This is a genomic window from uncultured Rothia sp. (assembly GCF_916715725.1).
GTDB lineage: Bacteria > Actinomycetota > Actinomycetes > Actinomycetales > Micrococcaceae > Rothia.
Window position 1 is genome coordinate 114,859 of the sequence record NZ_CAKAPD010000002.1, and the last position, 21,218, is coordinate 136,076.

General features: G+C 60.0%; 16 protein-coding genes. 3 read left to right on the forward strand and 13 right to left on the reverse strand.

Annotated elements, in window-relative coordinates; genetic code table 11:
• The first annotated feature begins 157 nt into the window (after positions 1 to 157).
• From QZ822_RS02430 to QZ822_RS02440, 3 genes are all read left to right on the forward strand, one after another.
• Positions 158 to 1,399: an MFS transporter gene (locus QZ822_RS02430; protein ID WP_294642312.1), complete on the forward strand. Its 1,242-nt coding sequence runs from the start codon at positions 158 to 160 to the stop codon at positions 1,397 to 1,399.
• 241 nt (positions 1,400 to 1,640) lie between these two features.
• The gene (locus QZ822_RS02435) at positions 1,641 to 2,261 is read left to right on the forward strand and encodes a hypothetical protein (protein WP_005507641.1); all 621 of its coding nucleotides are present in this window, start codon (positions 1,641 to 1,643) and stop codon (positions 2,259 to 2,261) included.
• A gap of 195 nt (positions 2,262 to 2,456) precedes the next feature.
• The gene (locus tag QZ822_RS02440) at positions 2,457 to 3,188 is read left to right on the forward strand and encodes a metal-dependent transcriptional regulator (protein WP_005504316.1); all 732 of its coding nucleotides are present in this window, start codon (positions 2,457 to 2,459) and stop codon (positions 3,186 to 3,188) included.
• Between the two features lie 176 nt (positions 3,189 to 3,364).
• On the opposite strand, the gene QZ822_RS02445 is transcribed toward QZ822_RS02440, so the two are convergent.
• From QZ822_RS02445 to QZ822_RS02500, 13 genes are all read right to left on the reverse strand, one after another.
• Positions 3,365 to 4,249 carry a metal ABC transporter permease gene (locus QZ822_RS02445; RefSeq protein ID WP_294642313.1) on the reverse strand — a complete coding sequence of 295 codons (885 nt, stop codon included), beginning with the start codon at positions 4,247 to 4,249 and terminating at the stop codon, positions 3,365 to 3,367.
• The gene (locus QZ822_RS02450) at positions 4,250 to 5,089 is read right to left on the reverse strand and encodes a metal ABC transporter ATP-binding protein (protein ID WP_294632462.1); all 840 of its coding nucleotides are present in this window, start codon (positions 5,087 to 5,089) and stop codon (positions 4,250 to 4,252) included.
• Positions 5,090 to 5,300: 211 nt separating this feature from the next.
• Positions 5,301 to 6,263 (reverse strand): metal ABC transporter substrate-binding protein, encoded by a 963-nt coding sequence (locus tag QZ822_RS02455; RefSeq protein WP_294642315.1) that lies wholly within the window; start codon positions 6,261 to 6,263, stop codon positions 5,301 to 5,303.
• 336 nt (positions 6,264 to 6,599) lie between these two features.
• Complete coding sequence (locus QZ822_RS02460) at positions 6,600 to 7,400, reverse strand: exodeoxyribonuclease III (protein WP_096740934.1); 801 nt, start codon at positions 7,398 to 7,400, stop codon at positions 6,600 to 6,602.
• A gap of 198 nt (positions 7,401 to 7,598) precedes the next feature.
• Entirely contained in the window at positions 7,599 to 8,414 is an 816-nt protein-coding gene (locus tag QZ822_RS02465) for an S-layer homology domain-containing protein (protein ID WP_294642317.1), read from the reverse strand.
• Positions 8,415 to 8,946: 532 nt separating this feature from the next.
• Complete coding sequence (locus QZ822_RS02470) at positions 8,947 to 10,275, reverse strand: glycosyl hydrolase family 28-related protein (RefSeq protein ID WP_294642319.1); 1,329 nt, start codon at positions 10,273 to 10,275, stop codon at positions 8,947 to 8,949.
• A 402-nt stretch (positions 10,276 to 10,677) separates the two neighbouring features.
• The gene (locus QZ822_RS02475) at positions 10,678 to 12,024 is read right to left on the reverse strand and encodes a glycosyl hydrolase family 28-related protein (protein ID WP_294642321.1); all 1,347 of its coding nucleotides are present in this window, start codon (positions 12,022 to 12,024) and stop codon (positions 10,678 to 10,680) included.
• Positions 12,025 to 12,614: 590 nt separating this feature from the next.
• Complete coding sequence (locus tag QZ822_RS02480) at positions 12,615 to 13,604, reverse strand: bile acid:sodium symporter family protein (RefSeq protein ID WP_294642323.1); 990 nt, start codon at positions 13,602 to 13,604, stop codon at positions 12,615 to 12,617.
• 200 nt (positions 13,605 to 13,804) lie between these two features.
• Positions 13,805 to 15,415: a M48 family metallopeptidase gene (locus QZ822_RS02485; RefSeq protein ID WP_294642324.1), complete on the reverse strand. Its 1,611-nt coding sequence runs from the start codon at positions 15,413 to 15,415 to the stop codon at positions 13,805 to 13,807.
• A gap of 239 nt (positions 15,416 to 15,654) precedes the next feature.
• The gene (locus tag QZ822_RS02490) at positions 15,655 to 16,791 is read right to left on the reverse strand and encodes an acetate/propionate family kinase (protein ID WP_294642326.1); all 1,137 of its coding nucleotides are present in this window, start codon (positions 16,789 to 16,791) and stop codon (positions 15,655 to 15,657) included.
• Between the two features lie 314 nt (positions 16,792 to 17,105).
• Positions 17,106 to 19,958 carry a hypothetical protein gene (locus tag QZ822_RS02495; protein ID WP_294642328.1) on the reverse strand — a complete coding sequence of 951 codons (2,853 nt, stop codon included), beginning with the start codon at positions 19,956 to 19,958 and terminating at the stop codon, positions 17,106 to 17,108.
• Between the two features lie 74 nt (positions 19,959 to 20,032).
• Complete coding sequence (locus QZ822_RS08880) at positions 20,033 to 20,488, reverse strand: tetratricopeptide repeat protein (protein WP_044145687.1); 456 nt, start codon at positions 20,486 to 20,488, stop codon at positions 20,033 to 20,035.
• Positions 20,489 to 20,582: 94 nt separating this feature from the next.
• Positions 20,583 to 21,218 (reverse strand): Fic family protein, encoded by a 636-nt coding sequence (locus tag QZ822_RS02500; protein ID WP_294642330.1) that lies wholly within the window; start codon positions 21,216 to 21,218, stop codon positions 20,583 to 20,585.

Genomic DNA, 21,218 nt, shown 5'->3' on the forward strand with positions numbered 1-21,218 from the left:
CAGGCAAAAACAAACGAAAACAGACGAATACAGGCAGGCGCAGCCGACTGTCGGGGTATTCACTCATACGATTGCGCGCTACGAATTGCGCACAATGAACTACGCACGACGGATTGCACGCCGCGCGACACCATAAACCCCATCGTGGAGGTCCCCCATGAGTGTCAACACCGAGCTACTCAAGAATAGAGATTTTCGAAATACTCTCTTCGCCATTGGAGCCAACCAGCTCTCAGACTCGATGAGCTATATCACCACGCCCATCATTATCCTGGCGCTGACCGGCTCCCCCGAAGCTGCGAGTATCACCCTCTTCGTCGCGGGTGTTCTCGCCACCTGCGCCGGAGCAATATCTGGAACATGGGTCGACAGAATCGGCCCCTCAAAGTGCCTGGCGCTATCCTGTATCGGCCAGTCACTGTCCTGGATAGCGATTCTTCTCTACCTCGTTTTCAACGTCACCAACATTTACGTTTTGGTGATCACGATTTCTCTCGCCGCCATCATTTCCACCTTCGACTACCCGAGTGAACAGTCCATCATCACCCGCGTAGTCCCCAAGGAACACCTGGGGTACGCCTCCGGTATGGGCGAGACGCGAGAATCCGCCGCCAACCTGCTGGGCGGCCCGGTCGCCGGCATCATTATCGGCTTCTCGACCGTGCTCATGACCGCAGTTCACGCGGTCGTCAACCTGCTGGCGTTCATCGTCGCGCCCAAGAGCTACGGCGCTAGTCGGCAGCCCGCGGAAGAGGAAGAAGGAGAGAAAACCAGCTTCTGGCAGGACTCAAAGGCCGGTTTCGAGTACATCCTGAAGAACAAGGTGCTGGTGTCCATTGCGTTCGTTTCAACACTTGCAAACTTTGGAACGGTCGGCATTCCGCTCACCTTCATCTACTACTACACCCTGGAGGGCGCACACCCGCTCTTCATCGGCATCTTCGCGAGCGCCTTCGGCGTGGGCGTGCTGCTCGGTTCGTTCCTGGTCGGCCCGCTGACCGAGAAGTTTGCGCTCGGCCCGCTCGGTATCACCTCCCTTGCCATCATGTCGGCGTGCTACCTGCTACTGCCGGTGGTTCATTCGATGCTGTGGGCGGTGTGCCTGCTGATTGTGCTGGCGGGTATTGTGCTCCCCTCCTTCAATTCGAGCATCATTGCGTACATTAACGCATCCACCCCGGAGCACATGATCGGTCGCGTGCACTCGGTGCAGGGCATCCCGAATATGGCGCTGACCCCGCTGGCTGTTCTGCTAGCTGGCTTCCTCATTGTTGATTGGGGTATTACGTACACGGCGCTGTTCTACGCGGTATTCATTTTCCTGTCGCTGGTGGTGATGGTATTCCAGAAGCCGCTGCGTCAGCTGCCGCATATCTCGCAGGTAACGAACGCACAGTAGTTCCGCGGTAGCCCCGTCTATCAACTCCACTCAACGCCCCCGAAAGCGAATAATTCAACGTGCACTTGCATGAAAATTATTTTCCTTTCGGGGGTGTTCTACGTCCTTTCGAGGATTTCTGCACACAGTGCATTCTCACGATAATTCCCCTTATCAATGCGCATTTTTAGGGGTTTAAATGTTGCCGGTATTACGGCGAACCTTACGCCGCTTGTTGAAGGTTTTACGGCATAATAGGAAGGTGTTCGTTCTAACCTTTATTCAACGTTCCGCACAGCACTCACTCACTGCACTGTCGGACGAACTCGCAAAGCTCAACCCGCGTGTTGCCTTCGCCCAGACATACCCTGACGAAATTCAGGGCGCCTTCGACCGCGCCAGCGACGCACTCCACGCGGCGCTCATTGCCGCGCGCGATAACGGCTTCTGGGTCGGCATCGGAATCGGCGAGCTCAACATCCCCCGATTCGCAGGCGCACTCGGTGCCGTCAGCACCACCGACTGCACCGGCGACGCCCTCGAATTCTCACGCCTCGCCGTCGAAGAAGCACAAGGAGGCGCACCCGTACGCTGCATCAGCGTCAGCGCTGACAACCGCCACCTCGCCGACCTCGCCGCAGGCTCCGCACGCCTGCTCTACCGCGTATGTGCCGACCGCACCGACGCCGAATGGCGCGTAGTAAACCTGCTTGTACCCGGCGTGCGCGGCCAGCAGAAGGCCGCCGCAACCGCACTCGGCATCACCACCCAGGCAGTCAGCCGCACCCTCGTCCGCTCCCTCTGGCACGAGGAGCAGGCGGCACGCGGTGCGCTCATCGAACTGCTGACCCGTATTGACCGTTCGCGCCGCCGCGCCACCTAACCGCCGCCGCGCATCCCTCATTCTTTCGCGCCTGCCAGCCTTTCGTACCTGCCAGCGCGGAACCGAACACCTGATCCCGCCCGTGATGGTCACCCCCTGCCAGGGGTGAACCGTCCGGGCGGGACGCTCTTTAAGCCCGCGCTGAATACCCTGCAACTCGGCGGGCAAAACCAGAGAAAAGGTAAACTTATCTTTATGCCTCTTTCAGAACTTTCCGTCAGCACCCAGAACTACCTCAAGGAAATCTGGAGCCTCGAAGAATGGACCAAAACCCCTGCCACCGCATCCGCCCTGGCAGAACGCATGGGCCTGCGCATTTCTTCGGTATCTGACGGCCTCAAGCGCCTCGCCGCCGCCGATCTGATCGAGCATCAGCCCTACGGCGCTATTGAGCTCACTGAAACCGGCCGCTCCTACGCGCTGGCAATGATTCGCCGCCACCGCCTCATTGAGACGTTCCTCGTGGAGACGCTCGGCTACACCTGGGACCGTGTGCACGACGAGGCGGAGGTTCTGGAGCACGCGGTATCCGACTTCATGGTGGACCGCATCGACACCCTGCTGGGGCACCCGACCCGCGACCCGCACGGCGACCCGATTCCGGATTCTTCGGGGCATATTAGTTTTCCGCAGACCGTGCCGCTGAGCCAGTGCGAACCCGGCGAAACAGTCGTGCTCGAACGCATTAACGATGATGACCCGCGCCTGCTGCGTTACCTGCAGGGCCACGGTTTTGTGCCCGGCGTGCGCCTGCACATTGAGGAGGGCGCGCCCTTCTCGGAGGCGGTGAACGTGAGCGTGGTCGGTGCCGGTTCCGGCAACCTGCACGAGACGGACGCGGCCGGTGCGGTGAAGCCCGGCGGCACGATTATTCCGTTGGGTGCGGAGGCGACCGCCTCCCTGTTCGTATCCCGCACGGTGCGCTAGATACAGGGCGGTAGAGGCGGACTTCTAGCCCGGAAATCCGGGCGGGTACGCGCCCCTAACCTTCAGAAGATAGCAATAGGCGGAAAGCCCCACGGTAGGACTTTCCGCCTATTGCTGTCTGTGGTGAGTGTACTCAGTAAGCTTTCCCAAAGGGAGCTTTCACAGGGTGAGCTTTCTTAGGAAGCTACCGACTCAGTTTTCGTTGCAGCAGCGCTGAGTCGGCGGGCGCGCATCCTGCCCAGCAGGCCGTAGCGCGGGGCGAACACGTACGCCAGGGCGAACAGTATGCCCTGTGTGACGACCACGGCACCGCCGGGGGATACGTCCGCGTGGTAGCTGGCGTACAGGCCGGTCAGCGTGCCGGCCAGGGAGACTCCCACGCTCACCGCGAGCATCGGCACAAACCGGTCCGTGATGAGGCGCGCGGTGGAGCCGGGGATGACGAGCATCGCCACGACCAGCACCACACCCACGATCTGCAGCGCCACCACGGAGGTCAGCGCCAGCATAATGAGCAGCAGCGCGCCAAGCAGACGCGGACGCAGCCCCACCGCCTGCGCAAAGCCCGGGTCGAAGGCGTACAGCACGAAGTCGCGGCGCTTGACCAGCAGCACGGCGGCAACCACCACCGCGAGGATAGCGACCTGCCAGACGTCCGACCAGGACACGCCCAGCACGTTACCGAAGAGGATATGGTTCAGGTCGGTATTCGACGGCGTGACCGAAATCAGCACCAGACCGAACGCGAACATGGTCGTGAACACGATGCCGATCGCGGCGTCCTCGCGCACGCGGCCGCTGCGCCGCACCCCGCCGATGAGCGCCACCGCCACGAGCGCGGCAATGACCGCACCCACCGCGAAGGGTGCACCGAAAATGTAGGCGAGCACCACGCCGGGCAGCACCGCATGCGAGATCGCGTCGCCCATGAGCGACCAGCCGAGCAGCACGAGCCAGCAGGACAGCAGGGCGCAGACGGCAGCGGCGATGACAGTGACCACGAATGCGCGGAGCATGAAGGGCAGGGTCAGCGGCTCCACCAGAAAGTTGAGGATGTCCATTTAGTTCTTCCCTTCCGCAGAGCTGATCGTAGTAGTGCCGGAGGTAGCAGCGCCGGGGGCAGCGGCACCGGTAGCGACCGACGCGCCGGCGTCCACTTCCATGCCGAAGGCACGCACCAGGTTCTCGGGAGCGAGCACCTTCTCGGGGGTGTCGTGCATCAGAATATCGCCGCGTAGCAGTAGCGCCTCGTCGGCGAACTGGCGCAGGCTCGCCAAGTCGTGCGTGGAAACCAGCACGGTCGCGCCCTCGTCACGCAGCTGTTCGATGACCTGAATGAGCATCGCCTCGCTGCGCTTATCCACGCCGGCGAAAGGCTCATCCAGCAGCAGCAGCTGGGCGCCCTGGGCGATAGCGCGTGCCACGAAGGCGCGCTTACGCTGACCGCCCGAGAGCGCCCCAATCTGACGGTCGGCAAGGTCGGTCAGTTCCACGCGGGCGAGCGCCTCATCCACGGCGGCACGGTCTGCGGCACGCAGGCGGCGGGTGATGCCGAGGTTGCGGTAGCGTCCCATGCTGACGACCTCGCGCACGGAGATGGGGAAGGTCCAGTCGATTTCTTCGCTCTGCGGCACGTAGCTGACGAGCCCGGCGCGGTGATGGTGCGCGTTCTTGCCGCGGCTGCCACGGTTACCGCCGACGGGCTGCCCGTCGAGGGTGATGCTGCCGGCGTGCATGGGTACGACCCCCATGATGGCTTTGAAAAGGGTGGATTTGCCGGAGCCGTTCATGCCGATCAGGCCGCAGATACGCCCGGTGTCCAGGGTGAAGGATGCGCCAGTGAGGGCGCGGACTGGCCCGTAGTTCACGTGCACATTTTCGCAGCTGAGAAGAGTGCTCATTCCTTGTGTTCTTTCTGGTGGTCACCGTATGCGTGGGGCGGGTGTACTTGCTTGCGTGTTGCTGAGTGGGTGCTGTGTGAGCGAGTGTTAACGGCGTGGGAGGAGCGGAGCCAAGAAGGCGAAGCCCCTCCTATCCTATCGGGGGTTTGGGGTTTACCCAGGGTTTTCGATGCCGGGGTTGGCCCGGGTTTATTCGGGGTTTATGCCGGGTTTAGGAGTTGCCCTTGAGGCCCGCAACGATGGTACGTGCGTCGTATCGGATCATGTCCAGGTAGGTGGGCACGGGGCCGTTCGCCTCGGAGAGCGAGTCCACGTAGAGCACGCCGCCGAATCGTGCGCCGGTGGCGTCTGCGACCTGGCGCATCGGGTTGTCAGAGACGGTGGATTCGCAGAACACGGCGGGCACCTGGTTCTGGCGCACGTAATCGATCGCGGAGGAAATCTGCGAGGGGGTTGCCTGCTGTTCGGAGTTGACCGCCCAAATGTACTTTTCCTTCAGTCCCGCGTCTGACGCCAGGTAGGAGAAGGCGCCTTCGCAGGTGACGAGTGCGCGCTGGTTCTCGGGCAGGGTGGAGATTTCCTTGACGAGCTCGTCACGCACGCCCTGCAGCTGCTTCTTGTAGGCTTCACCGCGGGTCTTGTAGTCGGCGGCATGGGCCGGGTCGAGAGCACTAAATTCGCGAATCATCACGTCCACGTACTTTTGTACGTTGCTGGGGCTCATCCAGGCGTGGGGGTTGGGTTTGCCCGCGTAGGCGTCCTCGGTAATGGAGATGGGCGTGACCCCCTCGGAGACGGTCACGTGCTTAGCGTGGGATTCTTCAACGAACTTCGCGAACCAGGATTCGAGGTTCAGGCCGTTGTCGAGCACCAGGTCGGCGGCGTGCGCCTTCTTCAGGTCGGAGGGGGTGGGCTCGTACTCGTGAATCTCGGCGCCGGGCTTGGTGAGGGATTCGACGTTCAGGTCGTCGCCTGCCACGTTGCGGGCGATGTCTGCGAGCACGGTGAAGGTGGTGAGCACGGTCTTCTTGCCACTGCTGCTCTTAGCGCCTTCGGTGGTGCTGGAGGTGCTACCGCAGCCGGTGAGCACGAGTAGCAGGGTGAGTGCGAGGGCGGCGCAGAGCGCCTGGACGAGGCGGCGTGCGTTGCTGCCTGCGGGGGTGAGAGCGTTCATGAGGCATCCTTCATTGGAAGTCACGGGTTTGAGTATGTGGTTGATGTGTGGAATTTGCCGCGCCGGGACGCTAGGGACACGGTTGTGTCTGCGCAGGCATCATAATGCGCTTTTGCCTGTCGTCCCGGGCGGAATTTAACAATAGTTCGGCTAGCCGAACTTTTCAACTAAGCCACACAGAAAACCCCGAAATATTGGCAGAAACCCAGGGGCAGGCATAGGAACAGCCGCCCAGAGACAGGCACACAGAAGCACCAGCAGATACAGCAAGGAGGCGAGGGACCCCTCCCCCGCCTCCTTACTACACGCGGTTCTACGGCAAGCTATACGCTCGGATTAGTCGGCAATCTCAACCACGACCGGCGTGTGGTCGCTTGCGCCTTCACCGGCGCGTTCCACCTTATCGATCCAGGCACGTTCCACGCGTGCGGCGAGCGCGGGCGAGAACAGCTGAAAGTCAATGCGCATGCCCTCATCCTTGGTGAAGCGGCCCGCCTGGTAGTCCCAGTAGGTGTACTCGCCCGGAGTGTGCGGGCGCACTACATCCACCATGCCCTCTTCGAGTAGGGCGGCGAAAGCGCGGCGTTCGGGTTCGGAAACGTGAGTCATTTCGTTGCGCAGGAAGTAGTCAATATCCCACACGTCGGCATCTTCGGGGGCGACGTTCCAGTCACCAACCAAGGCGAGCTGCGACTGCGGGTTAGCCGCCAGTTCGTTGTGCACGTTCTGGCGCAGCGCCTCCATCCAGCGGAGCTTGTAGTCCATGTGCGGGTCGGTCAGGCCGCGGCCGTTGGGCACGTAGAGGCTCCAGACGCGCACGCCGCCACAGGTCGCGCCGATAGCGCGCGCCTCCAGCACCTCGGGTTCGCCGGGCTTGCCGAAGTGCGGCTGATTATCGAAGCCGCGCTGCACGTCTTCGAGGCCAACTCGGGAGGCGATTGCCACGCCATTCCACTGATTCAGGCCGAAGTGCGCAACCTCGTAGCCCATGAATTCGAAGAGGTCGAAGGGGAAGGTTTCGTCCTTGGTTTTGGTTTCTTGCAGGGCGAGCACGTCAACGTCGTGTTCGTCGAGCCAGTCTTCGACGCGGTTTTCGCGGGCGCGGATTGAGTTGATGTTCCAGGTGGCAATCTTCATGCCTTCTAGCTTAGCGGGTGCAGAGCAGGCGCCTTTCATTGCAGGGAGGCGATTGCGCGGCGAGCACGGGCGCTCGCAACCAACCAGAACAGCACAGCACCCGGAACAGAGCACCGCCCGCCTGCGCAACCTATTGGGTCGCACCGGCGGGCGGTGAATATATGCGCTAGTCAGCGCTACAGCTAGTCGGTATTACTCCTAGTCAACGGCGGGAGTGCCCACAACCTTCAGGCCCTTATCGCTGTACACCTTGAGCATGTACAGGGCGTCGGAGAAGTACAGGGGGCTGGCGGGGTCCACCACGTCTACTGCGCCGTCACCGTCGCGGTCGACTTTGGGGTAGGCGCCGAGCGTGCGGGCTGCCCAGCGGTTTTCGGTCTTGAACTGCTCAACCTTCTTAGCTTCGGCACGTAGCGGGCGGCGGATCTGGCGCATGCGTGCGGCACCGTCGGGGCTACCTGCGGCGCGGTAGAGGAACGCGGCGAGGGTGTTGCGGGTGGCGTAGTCATCCGGGTGGAAGAGCCCGTCATCCCAGCCGGAGGTAATGCCCGCGTCCGCCGCCCAAATGTACGCGGCGTAGTCGGGGTCGGTGGTTGCCACGTCCTTGTAGGGGGAGGTCTTGGGCAGGTTCTTGACGGTCGGCGATCCCGCCATGCGGTAGAGCATGCGCACGAGCTGGCCACGAGTGACGGTTGCGGTGCTGTGGCGGCGGGTAACGGTGTATTCTTCACTGTTGAGGTAGCCGTGGCAGACCGCCCACACGCCGGGGGTGGCGTTCATGGCGCCGAGGAAGTTGGCGACGCATCCGACGTAGCTGGGGTCATCCTTGGGCTGCTCTGCCTTGACGACCTGCAGGTTGGTTGCGGGTTCTGCGGCGTTAGCGGCGTGGGCTGCGGGTTGTGCATTCACTGCGGCGGTGACGGGTACGGCGCCGAGGGCGAGTGCGAGAGTGAGGGCAAAGATGCGGCGTGCACGGGGAGCGGATGTAAACGCTCGGGAGATTACCGGAAGCATGGATGTGTCCTTATGTAATTGTGGTTGAGAACCGGCCGGAAGGAACCGGTTTTTAGGGTCGACTTTGGGGTCGACTTTGAGGTCGCCACATGGGGCGAATAGGAAAAGAGGAAAGGGCGCGTTGAGGAATAGTGAGAAGCGGCAATGAATAGGGTCTGACGTGCGGCGATGCGGCTTTGTCCTACATCAAGGGGACTGTCACCGAGGGGACTGTTCCGCGTCGTGGGGACACATCTGTGGTGGTGCACAGTGAATGGACTGTTTTACACCACCCTAGAAAGTTTAAAGTACATATCGATATTTTATTCAATATTCAATTGAGACTTTTATCAACTAACAATTAAAAGTTGTTCCAAACGACAAAGTAGCCGCGAATGGCAGGTATTCCATTCGCAGCTACTTTGATTTTTAGCCGGTATGTAGCGGTATAACGCGCCCACTAGGACACACGCACCTACCTCACGATTCGCAGGAAAGTCCCGAACCGGTTCGGGCGTGTCTACTAGCTGCCGTCAGTTGCCGTCAGTCTCTACTAACCGCGCATCACGTTGTAGGCTTCCTTGGTGAGCTGACCGGCGGGCGAGGTGGAGTGGCGCAGCTCCTCAACCTCAATGACCACGTTCGCGCCAATCTCGCCGGTGATGTACACGCGGCGGCCGAGCATATTACCATCGCCGATGCGGTCGTCCTTGGCGGTACCTTCAGTGATGCGCAGGTCGTAAATCTTGTTCTCAATGTAGAAGCCGTACAGGGAGGCCGCCTTCTCCGGCGGATTATAGGAGACAGGCGCGACCATGCGGGTACCGCGCGCATTGCGGCTGATGTACCAGTTGGCGGCCTCGTCAGCACCGGCGGCACCGCTGACGGTGCCAGCCCAGCTGGAGCCTTCCGCTTCGCATCCGATGAAGATGTTATGTGCCCATTCAACAAGCCAGCCGTGACCCGCGTTGGAGCGTGCGGTGCAGCCGATGAACATGTTGCGTTCACCCTGCACGATCCAGCCTGCGCCGGCGTGGCGGGTGGCGGGCTCGTAGAGTGTGTTCTTGTTGCTGGTGCGGTGGTTGCTGTTGCTGGAGCAGTTTTCGAATTTTGCCTGCGCTGCGTACACCTCGATACCGGCGTAGGAGCCGCCGCTGAGGTTCGCTTCGGCAACGTCGATACCGCGCAGCTTGTTGTCTGCCGCGCCGGAGTTCTGGCCTTCGTTGGGGCGGCGGGGGTGGCCGGCGGGCTTGCCGAGCAGCAGGCCCTGGTTGAGGGTGCGGCGGATGGTCACGTCGTCAATTTTCATGCCCTGGTCATCCAGGCCGAGCACGGCAACGCCGATGGCGGTGTCCCAGACTTCCACTCCGGCGATAACGGGCACGATGTCCGGTTCGTTGAGCATGTCGCCGGTCAGGTGGGTGTGGAAGATGACGCCGGCGACGTTATTCAGCGGGGCGGTGTGCGCATCGAGCGGGTAGCTGCTGATGGGGGTGTTTGCGGCGTTGGTGCGGATGTGCAGGTTGCGCACGCCCATGCGCATGGGCTTGTTGGCGTTGTAGCTGCCGTAGACGGGGGTGGTGTAGCTGCCGACGTGGAACACGCCGGTGTATTCGGTGTGGCCGTTGGAGGTGGTGGGGATGGCACGGTCGGAGTGCGCGATGACGACGGTTGAGGAGCCGTAGCCGAAGATTTCGACACGGTGCTTGATGTCGATGAAGGGGTAGGAGACGCGGTAGATGCCGCGGGGTAGTTCTACGGATCCGCCGCCGCGTGCGGCGACAGCGTCGACTGCTCGCTGGATGGCTGCGGTGGAGTCTTTGGCACCGGTGGGGTCTGCGCCGTAGTTGATGGCGTTGATGCTCATGGGCGTATCGGGCATGAGGGGCTCAATTCTTTCGATGGGTACCGCGTTCGGTGCTGAAGGCGGCGCGGGTGAGTGAATTGAGTGAATACGGCTGTAAGTGAATACGGTGCTGCGCGGGTGCAGTGTTGAGTTTGTGCGGTGCGGTGTGTTGGGCGCATTTCTGCGGATGTGTTGGCGTGTGCGGGTCTGTGCACCGGCAGACCTGCCTCCTGCTCAAGGGTACCGCATTGCGCGTGTGGAGGCGATGACCGGGCACTGTGATGCCCGCTCCCCTACCCCGTTTTTCTACGGTTTTTTCGGCTGTTTTGTGGGCGGGTTAAACGCCGAGGGGCGGGGATTACTCCCCGCCCCTCAGACGTATGCGTTTTAAGATTTTGTGATCACGAGCCTCAGCCCGCGCAGCTCAACCCGTGAGGGTTAGCCCATGAACACGCCGTTGCCGCGCTTCTCCAGCTGCTTCGGCGCGAAGGTTGCGTGGCGAATATGATCCACCTCGATGAGCACGTTATCGCCCATCGCGCCGGTCACGTGAACGCGGCGGCCAACCATGTTGTTATCACCAATACGGTCATCCTTCGCGGACGCAGTCGTAATGTGCATATCGCGAATGTTGTTCTCAATGTAGAAACCGTACAGGGAAGCCTTCGCCCAGCTGTAAGGGTTGTGCGAGCGAGGAGCCACGAAGCGGCTACCGCGTGCGTTACGGCCAATGTACCAGTTTGCAGCCTCGTCGCCTCGAGCGGCGCCGGTAACAGCATCCTGGAAGCTGGAAGACTCGCCCAGGCAGCCAATGAACTGATTGTTGCCCCACTCCACGAGCCAGCCGTGACCGGCGTTCTCCTGGGCGGTGCAGCCAATGAACATGTTGCGGGTGCCCTGAATGAACCAGCCTGCGCCCACGTGGCGGGTCTTCACCTCGTACAGGGCGTTCTTACCCATGTTGCGCTTGTTGAACCAGCTGGTGGACGCCTCGAACTTGGACTGAGAAGTATAAATCTCGATACCCGCGTAGGTGCCGAAGCTCATGTTTGCGTCAGAAACGTCAATCATGGAGAACTTGTTATCTGCCGCGCCGGGGGTGTCACCCTCGCGGGGGCGCAGCGGGTGGCCGACAGGCTTGCCGACCAGCAGGCCCTGGCGCAGGGTCTGGCGGATGCGCAGCTTGTCAATCTTCATGCCCTGGTCGTCCAGGCCCAGGATCGCAACGCCGATAGCGGTGTCCCAGATTTCGATGTTGGACAGGGTGGGCACTGCGTCCGGCTCACCGGGGTTAGCGTCCGCAATGCGGGTGTGGAAGATGACGCCTGCAACGTTGTCGACGGGCTGGGTGTGCTTCTCCAGGAAAATCTGGTTGCTCTTAGAATCCAGCGGCAGGTTGTACTTGTTGGTGCGGATGAACAGGTCACGCACGCCCATACGCATGGGCTTGTTCTGGTTGGTGCCACCGCTCATGGGGGTGGTGTAGCTACCGGTGTGGAAAACGCCGGTGCATTCGTAGCTACCGTTCTTGGTGGAGGGAATACCCTTGTCGGTGAAAGCGACGATTCGGGTTGCCTGACCGTGGCCGAAGATTTCGACGCGGTGCTTCATTTCGATGAAGGGATAGGAGACGCGGTACATACCGCCGGGAATCTCCACGGAGCCGCCGCCCTGCGCAGCAACATCATCGATAGCCTTCTGGATAGCACTAGTGGAGTCTCGTACGCCGGTGGGGTCAGCATTGTACTTGGAATCGCATACGTTCACGCTCATGATGGTAGCCATGGAGTGTCCTCTTTCTTGGCGGATACAGACAGCGATTAGCGCGTAGATGGAATCTAAGCGCGTCATTAAGCTGAGTGTATCCAGTTGTGTTTGAGTGAATAAATGGTTTTGAGCTTCCTTCCGGTTGAGTGAGTGAGTCTCTTCCGGTGTGGGATGCGGGCGGGGAGTGAATCCGCTGCATCAACGCTCGTGGGCGGTGTGAGGGAGTGAATCTCAACCATTCCCACATGAGTCATAAATTCTTGCATACAGGATGCAAATCTGTCTAACCCATCGACAAAATATTCTAGGGCAAAATTGGGGCTTTTTCACCGCTCAACACCCGATAGTGTTGATTGTCTCGCCGGTCACTTTGATGCAATAGAGTGCACATAACCCACAGAAAACCAACCGACCAGTACAAATACCACATTTTGCACACAAATGCACTAGTCAGAGAGTTTTTCGATGAATGCGCGCTATATCACTTCATAGACAGGTCATCCAGACCCAAAGAACCCATTAAAACCCCTCATCAGCGGCTTATCTCACAGACTCAGAGGCCCCCAATAGCACCCGCCGGGCGGCCCGGCAGGCAGGTTTCAAACCCCCTACTGAACTTCCTTCGCGGAGGCGGCACCCACCACATCCAGGCGCGCATAGCGGCCCGCAAGCCAGGTACAAATCATCAACTGAACCTGATGGAAAATCATGATCGGCAGCATCATCAGACCCAGCGAGCCCGCACCAAAAATAATGATCGCCATCGGCAGACCAGCCGCCAGCGACTTCTTCGAACCGCAGAACTGAATCGTAGTGCGGTCGGCACGGTTGAAGCCCAGGCGCTTAGCCATCTGGTCGGTCAGCCACAGCATGAACACCACGATAATCGCCATGAGCACGACCAGCAGCACGATCTGCCACCACGCCACGCGCGTCCACACACCCTGCACCACCGAAGCGGAAAACGCCGAATACACAATCATCATGACCGAGAACTTATCCAGCCACTTGGTCGTCGGCTTCTTAGCGAACTCCCCCACCCAGCGGCGCGTCAGCTGACCGAGCACGAACGGCAGGAACAGCTGAATGGCGATGTCCAGGAAGACCGTTCCGGAGAACTCAATATGGCCCGTGTTCATCAGCAGCATGGCGAGCAGCGGGGTCGCCACCACACCCACAATCGAAGAGAGCGAAGCACTCACAATCGCCGCCGCCACGTTACCGCCCGCAATCGAGGTGAACGCAATCGACGCCTGCACGGTCGAGGGCACAAAGGTCAAGAACAGAATGCCCATGTACAGCCCATCACCGAGCACAAAACGCAGCGGTGAAAGCGCCAAACCGACCAGCGGGAACAGCACGAACGTGCAGCTCAGAATCATCAGGTGCAGACGCCAGTGGGTCAGGCCGCGAATAGCCTCCGCGGTGGAGAGGCGAGCGCCGTACAGGTAGAACAGCAGGGCGACCGCGAACTTCGTTCCGGTGCTGAACCATTCGGCAAAGTCGCCGCGCGCTGGCACGATAATGGCGAGGATGACCGCGGTAATGAGCATGGTCAGCAGCGGGTCGAGTTTGATGGAGCGAAGTGATGAAAGCATGGTTTCCATTCTAGAACTGCGGCACGCGGCGGATGCGGGGCAGGCGCTTCTTCTCACCTGGGGGTCACGAGGGGAGAGCTTAGAAGTGTGCAGGAGGCGGTTAACAGCCGAACCCGCCGGAGTGCGTTAGCACCCCGACGGGTTCGTGAAGGTTATTGAGCTGTGCGGCTCAGATGAGGCGTTCAGAGTAGGCTCAGTGGCTACTTCTTATCACCGTCGAAGCCGTAACCGTAGGAGCCACCCTCAGAGGAGTTGTTGCCGTACTGGCCGTAACCGTACTGCTCGGACTGGCCATTAGGCTGACCGGCAGAAGGCTGCTCGGAAGCAGACTGACCTGCACCGTTCTGAGCTGCACCGTTCTGGCCTGCGGCAGGCTGACCGAAGCCGGGCTGCTGACCGTAAGACGGCTGACCCGGCGCGGGCGCCTGCGGGCCGCCGGGCGCACCCGGTGCCGGCATGCCACCGGCGGCGGCGTACGCATCCCAACGCTGACCGTGGAAGGCACGAGCCTGCTCGGTGAGCCAGCCAGCGAACAGGGTCGAGTTCGCATCGAACTCGGGGGCGTTCTCAGGCTTGGGGTACACGTCCACAGTCTCCAGGGTGTGGTCAGCCCAGGCGTCCTGGTGCTCACGCATGAACTCGGTGGACTGAATCGGGTCAGGCCACATGTGCACCGGCTCAGATGCCGGAATCAGGACCGGAACGCGCGGTGCGGAGTCCTTGACCGGGTTCTCAGTTGGGCGCCAGAACAGGCGGCCGGGCTGGGTGCGGTCACGCAGCGCGTGCGCACGCCAGGTGAGAATGGGGTGGCTTGCCAGCAGGTTCACATACCAGACGGCAAGGCCTCGGTCAGTGACGGCACGGTCGGCAAGCTCATCGAAGTTAACCTGCTTGTTCAGGTACTTACCCGCCGCAAGCACCTTGATGGCGCCCTCAGCGCCCTCGGGGCAGAAGCGGTAGCCGAAGTTATCGGCGGTGTACTCCTGCGAGCGGGACAGCGCACTCGACAGCACCGGAATCTGGTTGAACAGCGTGGTGAAAATCAGACGGAAATAACCGACGTGACCTGCGGCGATATGGCCAACCTCGTGGCCGATAATGAAGCGCAGCGCCTGCGGATCACGAGACTTACCACCAATTTCGAACAGGTCGGAGTACAGGCAGATATAGCGGCGGAAACCGTGACCTGCCGCGAAAGCGTTCATGGTGCCGTTACCGAGGATGACGTACGCATCCGGCACGCGGCGCAGGCCCGCAGCCTCAGCTGCTTCGGCGAGCATCTGGTACGCCTCGGGGAACTGGGTCGGGGTGATGCGCACACCGTGAACACGCTGCTGAGCATAGTAGATTGCACGAACAATGAAGACGGCAATCGGGCCCAGGATGAGCAGACCAACCGTCTGGAAAATCAGGTCTTCCAGGCTCGCGGAGGTGCTACCGGAAGAAGGTACTCGAACCGAACCTTCACCGGTTGAGCTGAAGACGTAACGCATCATCGAGCTGAACAGGTCGGCAAGCGCCATGAACAGCACAATGTAGCCGACCGCGGTGACGGCGTAGGCGGCGACCAGCCACGGAATTTCGGAGGGGTGACGCAGCGCGTGCAGCACCTTCGGCGGCAGCATCGACTGGTAGGCGAAGAGCTTCGGCTGGGGCAGGGGGCTGACCGGCTTCTGGCGCTCGTCTTCGGGGAGCCAGCCGGCGGAGAGGTCCTGCGGGAGGGGCTCACCGGGGGCACGGAATGCCTGCTGGCCGGGCTGGGCGTTGAACTGCCCGCCGGGCTGCTGGTGGTTTTCAGGGGGTTGAGTCATGTCTCGTCCGCTTCGTATCGAGTGTTGTCTGATTCCACTCTATCGTTTTTGGGCACTTACTAGTGAATGTGAATGCGCTTTTTCTCATAGAATGCCCATTCGCGACGCTACAGTACGCCCCAGTGTAAGGAGCGCACCGCCTCGCGGGCATAAAGTAATCCGCCGCGGCACCCATACAGGATGGGCGCCACGGCGGATAACGTTACGCTGTACCGCCTACACGGCCGGGTGCGTGGGGCTTAGAGGCTCTTGACGAGTTCCTCGGTAGCCTCAGCGATAGCCTTCTCCTCGTTGGTGGGGATGACCAGCACCTTGATAGCGGAATCCTCGGTGGAAATCACGCGCGGCTCGGGGGAACGCTTAGCGTTCTCTTCCTCGTTGTACTTGATGCCGAGAGCACCGAGGCGGTCCAGGACCAGCTTGCGGAAGTCGCCGGAGTTCTCGCCGATACCTGCGGTGAAGATCAGTGCCTGCGCGCCGCCAACAACCAGGTTGTAGCCGCCAATGTACTTCATCAGGCGGTAGGAGGTCATGTCCAGTGCGAGCTGTGCACGCTCGTCGCCGGACTGTGCAGCCTCAACGACCTTACGCATGTCGTTGGAGCCAGCCAGTGCGAGCAGGCCGGACTCCTTGTTCAGGATGGTGTCCAGGCGTGCACCGTCGATGCCCTCACGAATCAGGATGGTGGTCAGTGCCGAGGGGTCGATGTCGCCGGAGCGGGTACCCATGATCAGGCCAGCCAGCGGGGTGTAGCCCATGGAGGTGTCGACGGACTTGCCGCCCTTCACAGCGGTCACGGACGCGCCGTTACCGAGGTGAGCAACGATGCCGTTGAACTCGTCGCGTGCAATGCCGAGCATGTCAGCTGCAACGTGGGAGACGTACTCGTGGCTGGTGCCGTGGAAGCCGTAGCGGCGGATGCTGTACTTGTCAGCCAGGTCGTAGGGGATCGCGTAGCGCCATGCTTCTTCGGGCATGGTGGAGTGGAACGCGGTGTCGAAGATAGCAACCTGCGGCAGGGAGGGCCACTTGTGCATTGCTGCGCGCATGCCCTGAGCGTGTGCGGGGTTGTGCAGCGGTGCCAGCGGGGAGAGGTCGTCGATCTGCTGGACAACTTCCTCGGTCAGCAGGGTGGGGTGGGTGAACTTCTCTGCACCCTGCACCACGCGGTGGCCGACTGCCTGCAGCTCACGGCCTGCCAGGACGGGCTCAAGCTTCTCGGACATGATGTCGAATGCGACTTCGTGGTTGGGCACGTCGGTGCCGATGTTTTCGACGAGGCCGGAGGTCAGCATCTGCTCTGCCTCGGGCAGGGAGGTGTCACGCACCTGGTACTTCAGGGAGGAAGAACCGGCGTTCACAACGAGAATAAGCATGAAAGTATCTTCTTTCGTAGTTTTCTTTTCGTTCCATTCTCGCACTTTTCGAGCCTGCGTGCGAGACGGCCCCGACTGTGTTTTTAACGGGGGTTTTTACAGGGGGCAGGAGGCGAGGGGTTGGTGGGCTCTTTTCTTTCTCATCCGCCTCGGGTAAGTCCAGCGGTGTCGCCTCGCGGTCAGGTGTGCACAGTGTGGCGCCGTACTCGTTCAGAAGTGCCACCGACGAATCGGTCCAGGCTATAGGTTTGACCCTATAGATTCGCATTTCGTCCTCGATAGTTCTTGGAGAAAAACGTAGTACTTGGGTCAGCTCACGCATCTAAATTCACCACTTCTTTGAAACGATTAAGGTTAGAGCGCGAGTGAAGGACAATCACAACCTGCTTGTCACTGCCCTCGATAGCGCACGCCATCGATTCGAGCTCAGTGCGCTCCTCTGACGGAGTGAGACTCTTCAAGGTCTCATCAAGCAACACAAGCCGGGCAGCGCCTTCACGTAACACGGAACGCGCAAGCATGAGCCCGCTCGAATTCGATGCTTCAGATGCGAACGGATCGATATCCGGTACGATTACCACTTCGCCTTGGGGATACCGGCGGTATAGAGCATCAAGCATGACGGACTTGCCCGCGCCAGTTGGTCCAATCAAGGCAACCATAGAACACCCAGAGTCAAGAACACTCTCAAGCAGAGCCAGGTCAGCAGACCGCACGGGCGGATAAGAACGGTCGGCCCGGTACTCTTCAAGCATCCGAACACGCTCCGCAGTCAAGCTGACTACACCAACCTGTTGCAGCGTCTCCACCGTAGATTGGATGCCAGATGACAGAGTTACTGCAAAATATATTACGACCGCGGGAGTAACCACTGAGTTCGATTCTTCGACCATCAGTGCCAATACCACTGCAGAAACATTCAGTGACAACACAAGCGACTGAATCAGTCCCGTACGCAGTGCGTAGGCGTTCGCCAACTGAATCGAGCTGCTGACGTATGCAGCCTCCGAATGAGCGTAGGCTTCTTCTCCAGCCCGACGCAGCCCTGCACTGACGGGCGCAGCGTGTAAGCCAGCCTGGGCACCAACCACCCCGATGAAGTCACCTCGGCGATTGGCAGCCGTCGTCGAGGCAGGGAGAATCCACTTTGAACCCTGACGCATAGCAAGGATCGCTAGGGGTGCTACCGCCAACACAGCGATCATGAACAGCGGGGCGCCGGCCACTGCGCCTCCGATGAGCATAAAGGTCTGTAGAATGACCATAAATACCGAGCCCAGGGCGCTAGGCACCGACATCTGAAGGTCGGAGAAGTCTTCACCCATCCGCCCCATGACCGCACCGCTTGTTCTAGGAGTAGCGAATCGATCGAGCCTGCGTATAACCCGGTCGTGCAAATCGCTCAGCCTAGCGATGGGAGCCCAGTAGAGCGGGCCAAAGAACATGACGGACCCAACAATTGCTGCCAGTGCGCAAGCAGCTGACACTCCAGCAACCTGAGCAGACAGCCCATCACTGTGAGCAATCGTCATTGCAAAAGCAACTTCGGATCCGCTCAAGAGTAGGGCGCCACACGTAATCCACACCAAATGCGGTCCAAACAACAACAGGGCCGATCGTCGGAATGTGGCACGCTTCGGCTCAGGGTCAGGAAGGTCCTGTCCCTCGCTCACATCCGTCGAACCAGCATCTGCCTCCTTAGCTGCCCCGGGGCTATGAGCCTGCAACTCAAGAGGGTCTACCCTCGCATCATTGCCGGGGATGAAGGCACTCGGTACGTACTCCTCCGAGCTTGCCAGAAGTGTGCACGTTGGCACGCACTCTAAGATCCTCTCGGCAACCACTTCTCGTGCTACAGGATCAAGCGCTGCGAACGTATCGTCCAAAATTAGCCAGTCCGGTTTGTCTGCCAAAACGATAGCGACAGCAGCACGGTGTCTCTCTCCTGACGACAAGGTTGTTGCGTCTTGCCAGAACCGCCCGATTACATCCTCAGTGAGCCCCATATCTAAAGCGAGGCTAGTGAACCGGGATACCTGATGTGGCGAAGCAGAAGCTCGCCACGCTGACAACACCGAATGGGACACTTCCGGGTTGCGTGGTACGAAAGCAGAATCGGGGGTGGTCGCGGATGTGCGCAATGCTTCAGCGCGCTCAGACGTAGATGCAAGCACCTCTCTAGAATTTGAAGGCTGCCCCACCAAGTCCTGCTGTTTAACCGTGCAATTTGGAGACGACTCGAGCTTGTCGAGCTCACGCATCATTGGCACAGCGAGCCGAATAACCCGATAGTTTACGATGTTGTTCTGCACCGCTGCGTACAGGTAGCGGGCTGCCAAAATAATTCCAACACCGAAATGAGCGGATGGCCAGAGCCACGCGCCGAGAACCGCAACCACAGCGAGCACCGCAGTTAGTGCTCCCCGTTCAAGGAATCCATTCAGGACCTGCAACGGGACCCGTCTGCGCAGAAGATGCTCTTCGGTGTTTCGGATGCTAGCGATCTTGTCCAGGGCGGTACCCCAGCTGGGGATGCTTTGCCCTCGAGGCATCGCGTTTGCTACACGCTGGATCCACTGCCTACGCTCTCCCTCTAGAGCGACGTACTGTTCCCATAGTTGGCCCACCAAGTTGATGAGACGGACGCTGACGAATACCAATCCAGTGATGAGCAACGCAGCGATGGCGCCGCTTGCACCATATAGCGCGAGCGAAGCCGCGAGAAAGGCAATAATCTGAACGGTTGAAACGGCGAAATCAACAACGAAGGCAAACTGGCTGATCTGTCCTGGGTATGTGAGAACATGTCCGTGAGCTTCCGGCGGATGGGATGACCTACTAAAGATGTCCCGGAAACGGCGGTATGTGAGCTGTCGAACCGCGATCGTGAGAATAAGCTCTTGGCGTTCCTTCACCCAGTACCCTAGGCTTTCAGCCAGGAAAGCGAAGATGAGTAACCAAATAGCACTGCCTGGGGTCCTCTCACCTGACGTTACCTGGCCGATACCTGCCGTAATCATCAGAGCCCCTGCAACATTCAGTAGGCCAGCGGTGAAGACGGTGAAACTCGTGCTCGTTGGCGCGAATACCAAAGCAAGCCAGCGGATCCGTCTCGGCAGGTTCCGCGCTATCCTTTGATAGCGCACATACAAGTGCTCGATGGGCATGTCTCTCAGATGCAGGCTAGGAGCGCTCTGTGCTTCGCCCCGTCGCTTGTGATTAATCACCATTATGTTTCCAGTCATTCGGTATTCGAGTTCAGGTGTACGGCCTCGTTAATAAGTTCGTCGTTCGGAAAACGGGCTTGGAGGTCGTTGAGAGCTAGGTCGTTGAGAGCTACCTGGACATCTATGCTCGGATCGAGCTCAACCGTGCGTCCTGCCTCTACCGCTACTTCCTCAAAACGGCCCATATCGCTCAAGAACGACGCGAAATCCTGGTGATATTCGGCGAACTCTGGGTCCATCGCGATAGCCTCTCTGAACAGTCGCTCCGCCTCTTGAAAATCCCCCGTTGACTTCACAACTCGGGCCAAATTCGATGTAAGCACTGTGTGATGCAGTCTATAATGAACAGCCAACGTCGGCTGAGATGTTACCTTCTCGGGCATGCACTGAAAGAGGGTACGGGACAAATATACAATAATTTGACCAAAATCCAACATATAAGCGTGTCTGTCGGGCTCACCCCCGCGCATACAGGGAAAACCCACCGCCTTACCAATAAGGTGGCGGACATCCGCGCTTTAATGCCCTCATCGGGCATCTGCCCGAGGTGTATTAGTGGCCTGACTACGCGTCACACGGCACAGTAATGATGCCGAACAGCTGATGCAGCTCCTCCGGATGCACCTCAAAATACCCGCGATCCGGGCCGCTAAACATCGAACTCTGGTTCCAGCCGCGGCGGCCAGCACGCGCATAATCAAACCGGAAATTACTACGCGCCGCCACATGATCCATAAAAATGCGGGTCGCGCGGCCGTTCCCCTCGCGGAAAGGGTGCGCCTGGTTCAGGTGCGCAAAAATCGCGGCGGCAACCTCCACAAACTCCTGATGTTTCAGGCTCGCCCAGTCAGTCGCGCGGCTAGTGGCGAAAACGTAGTCGAGGTACCGGTCAATACTCAAGGGCCCGCGCTGAACGCTCGCGAAAGCACTCACACCCTTGGACATGTCCACGGTGCGGTACTCCCCCGCCCAGTCGTACACGTCCTGGAAGAGATAGCGGTGAATGGCCTTGAGGTGCTCGGCGTCGAAGGTGCGGGCGATAAGCTCGGGGTTCTTGGTGAGCTCGTAGCCTCGTCGGGTGATGATGCGGTGCTCGTAGAGCGAAAGTGCCGCGGGGTCCTTGATACCCGGCTTGTTCCGCATGACGTGCTGGTAGGGTTCGGGGTAGAAGTACGCCACCCAGTTCTGCTGATGATTCAC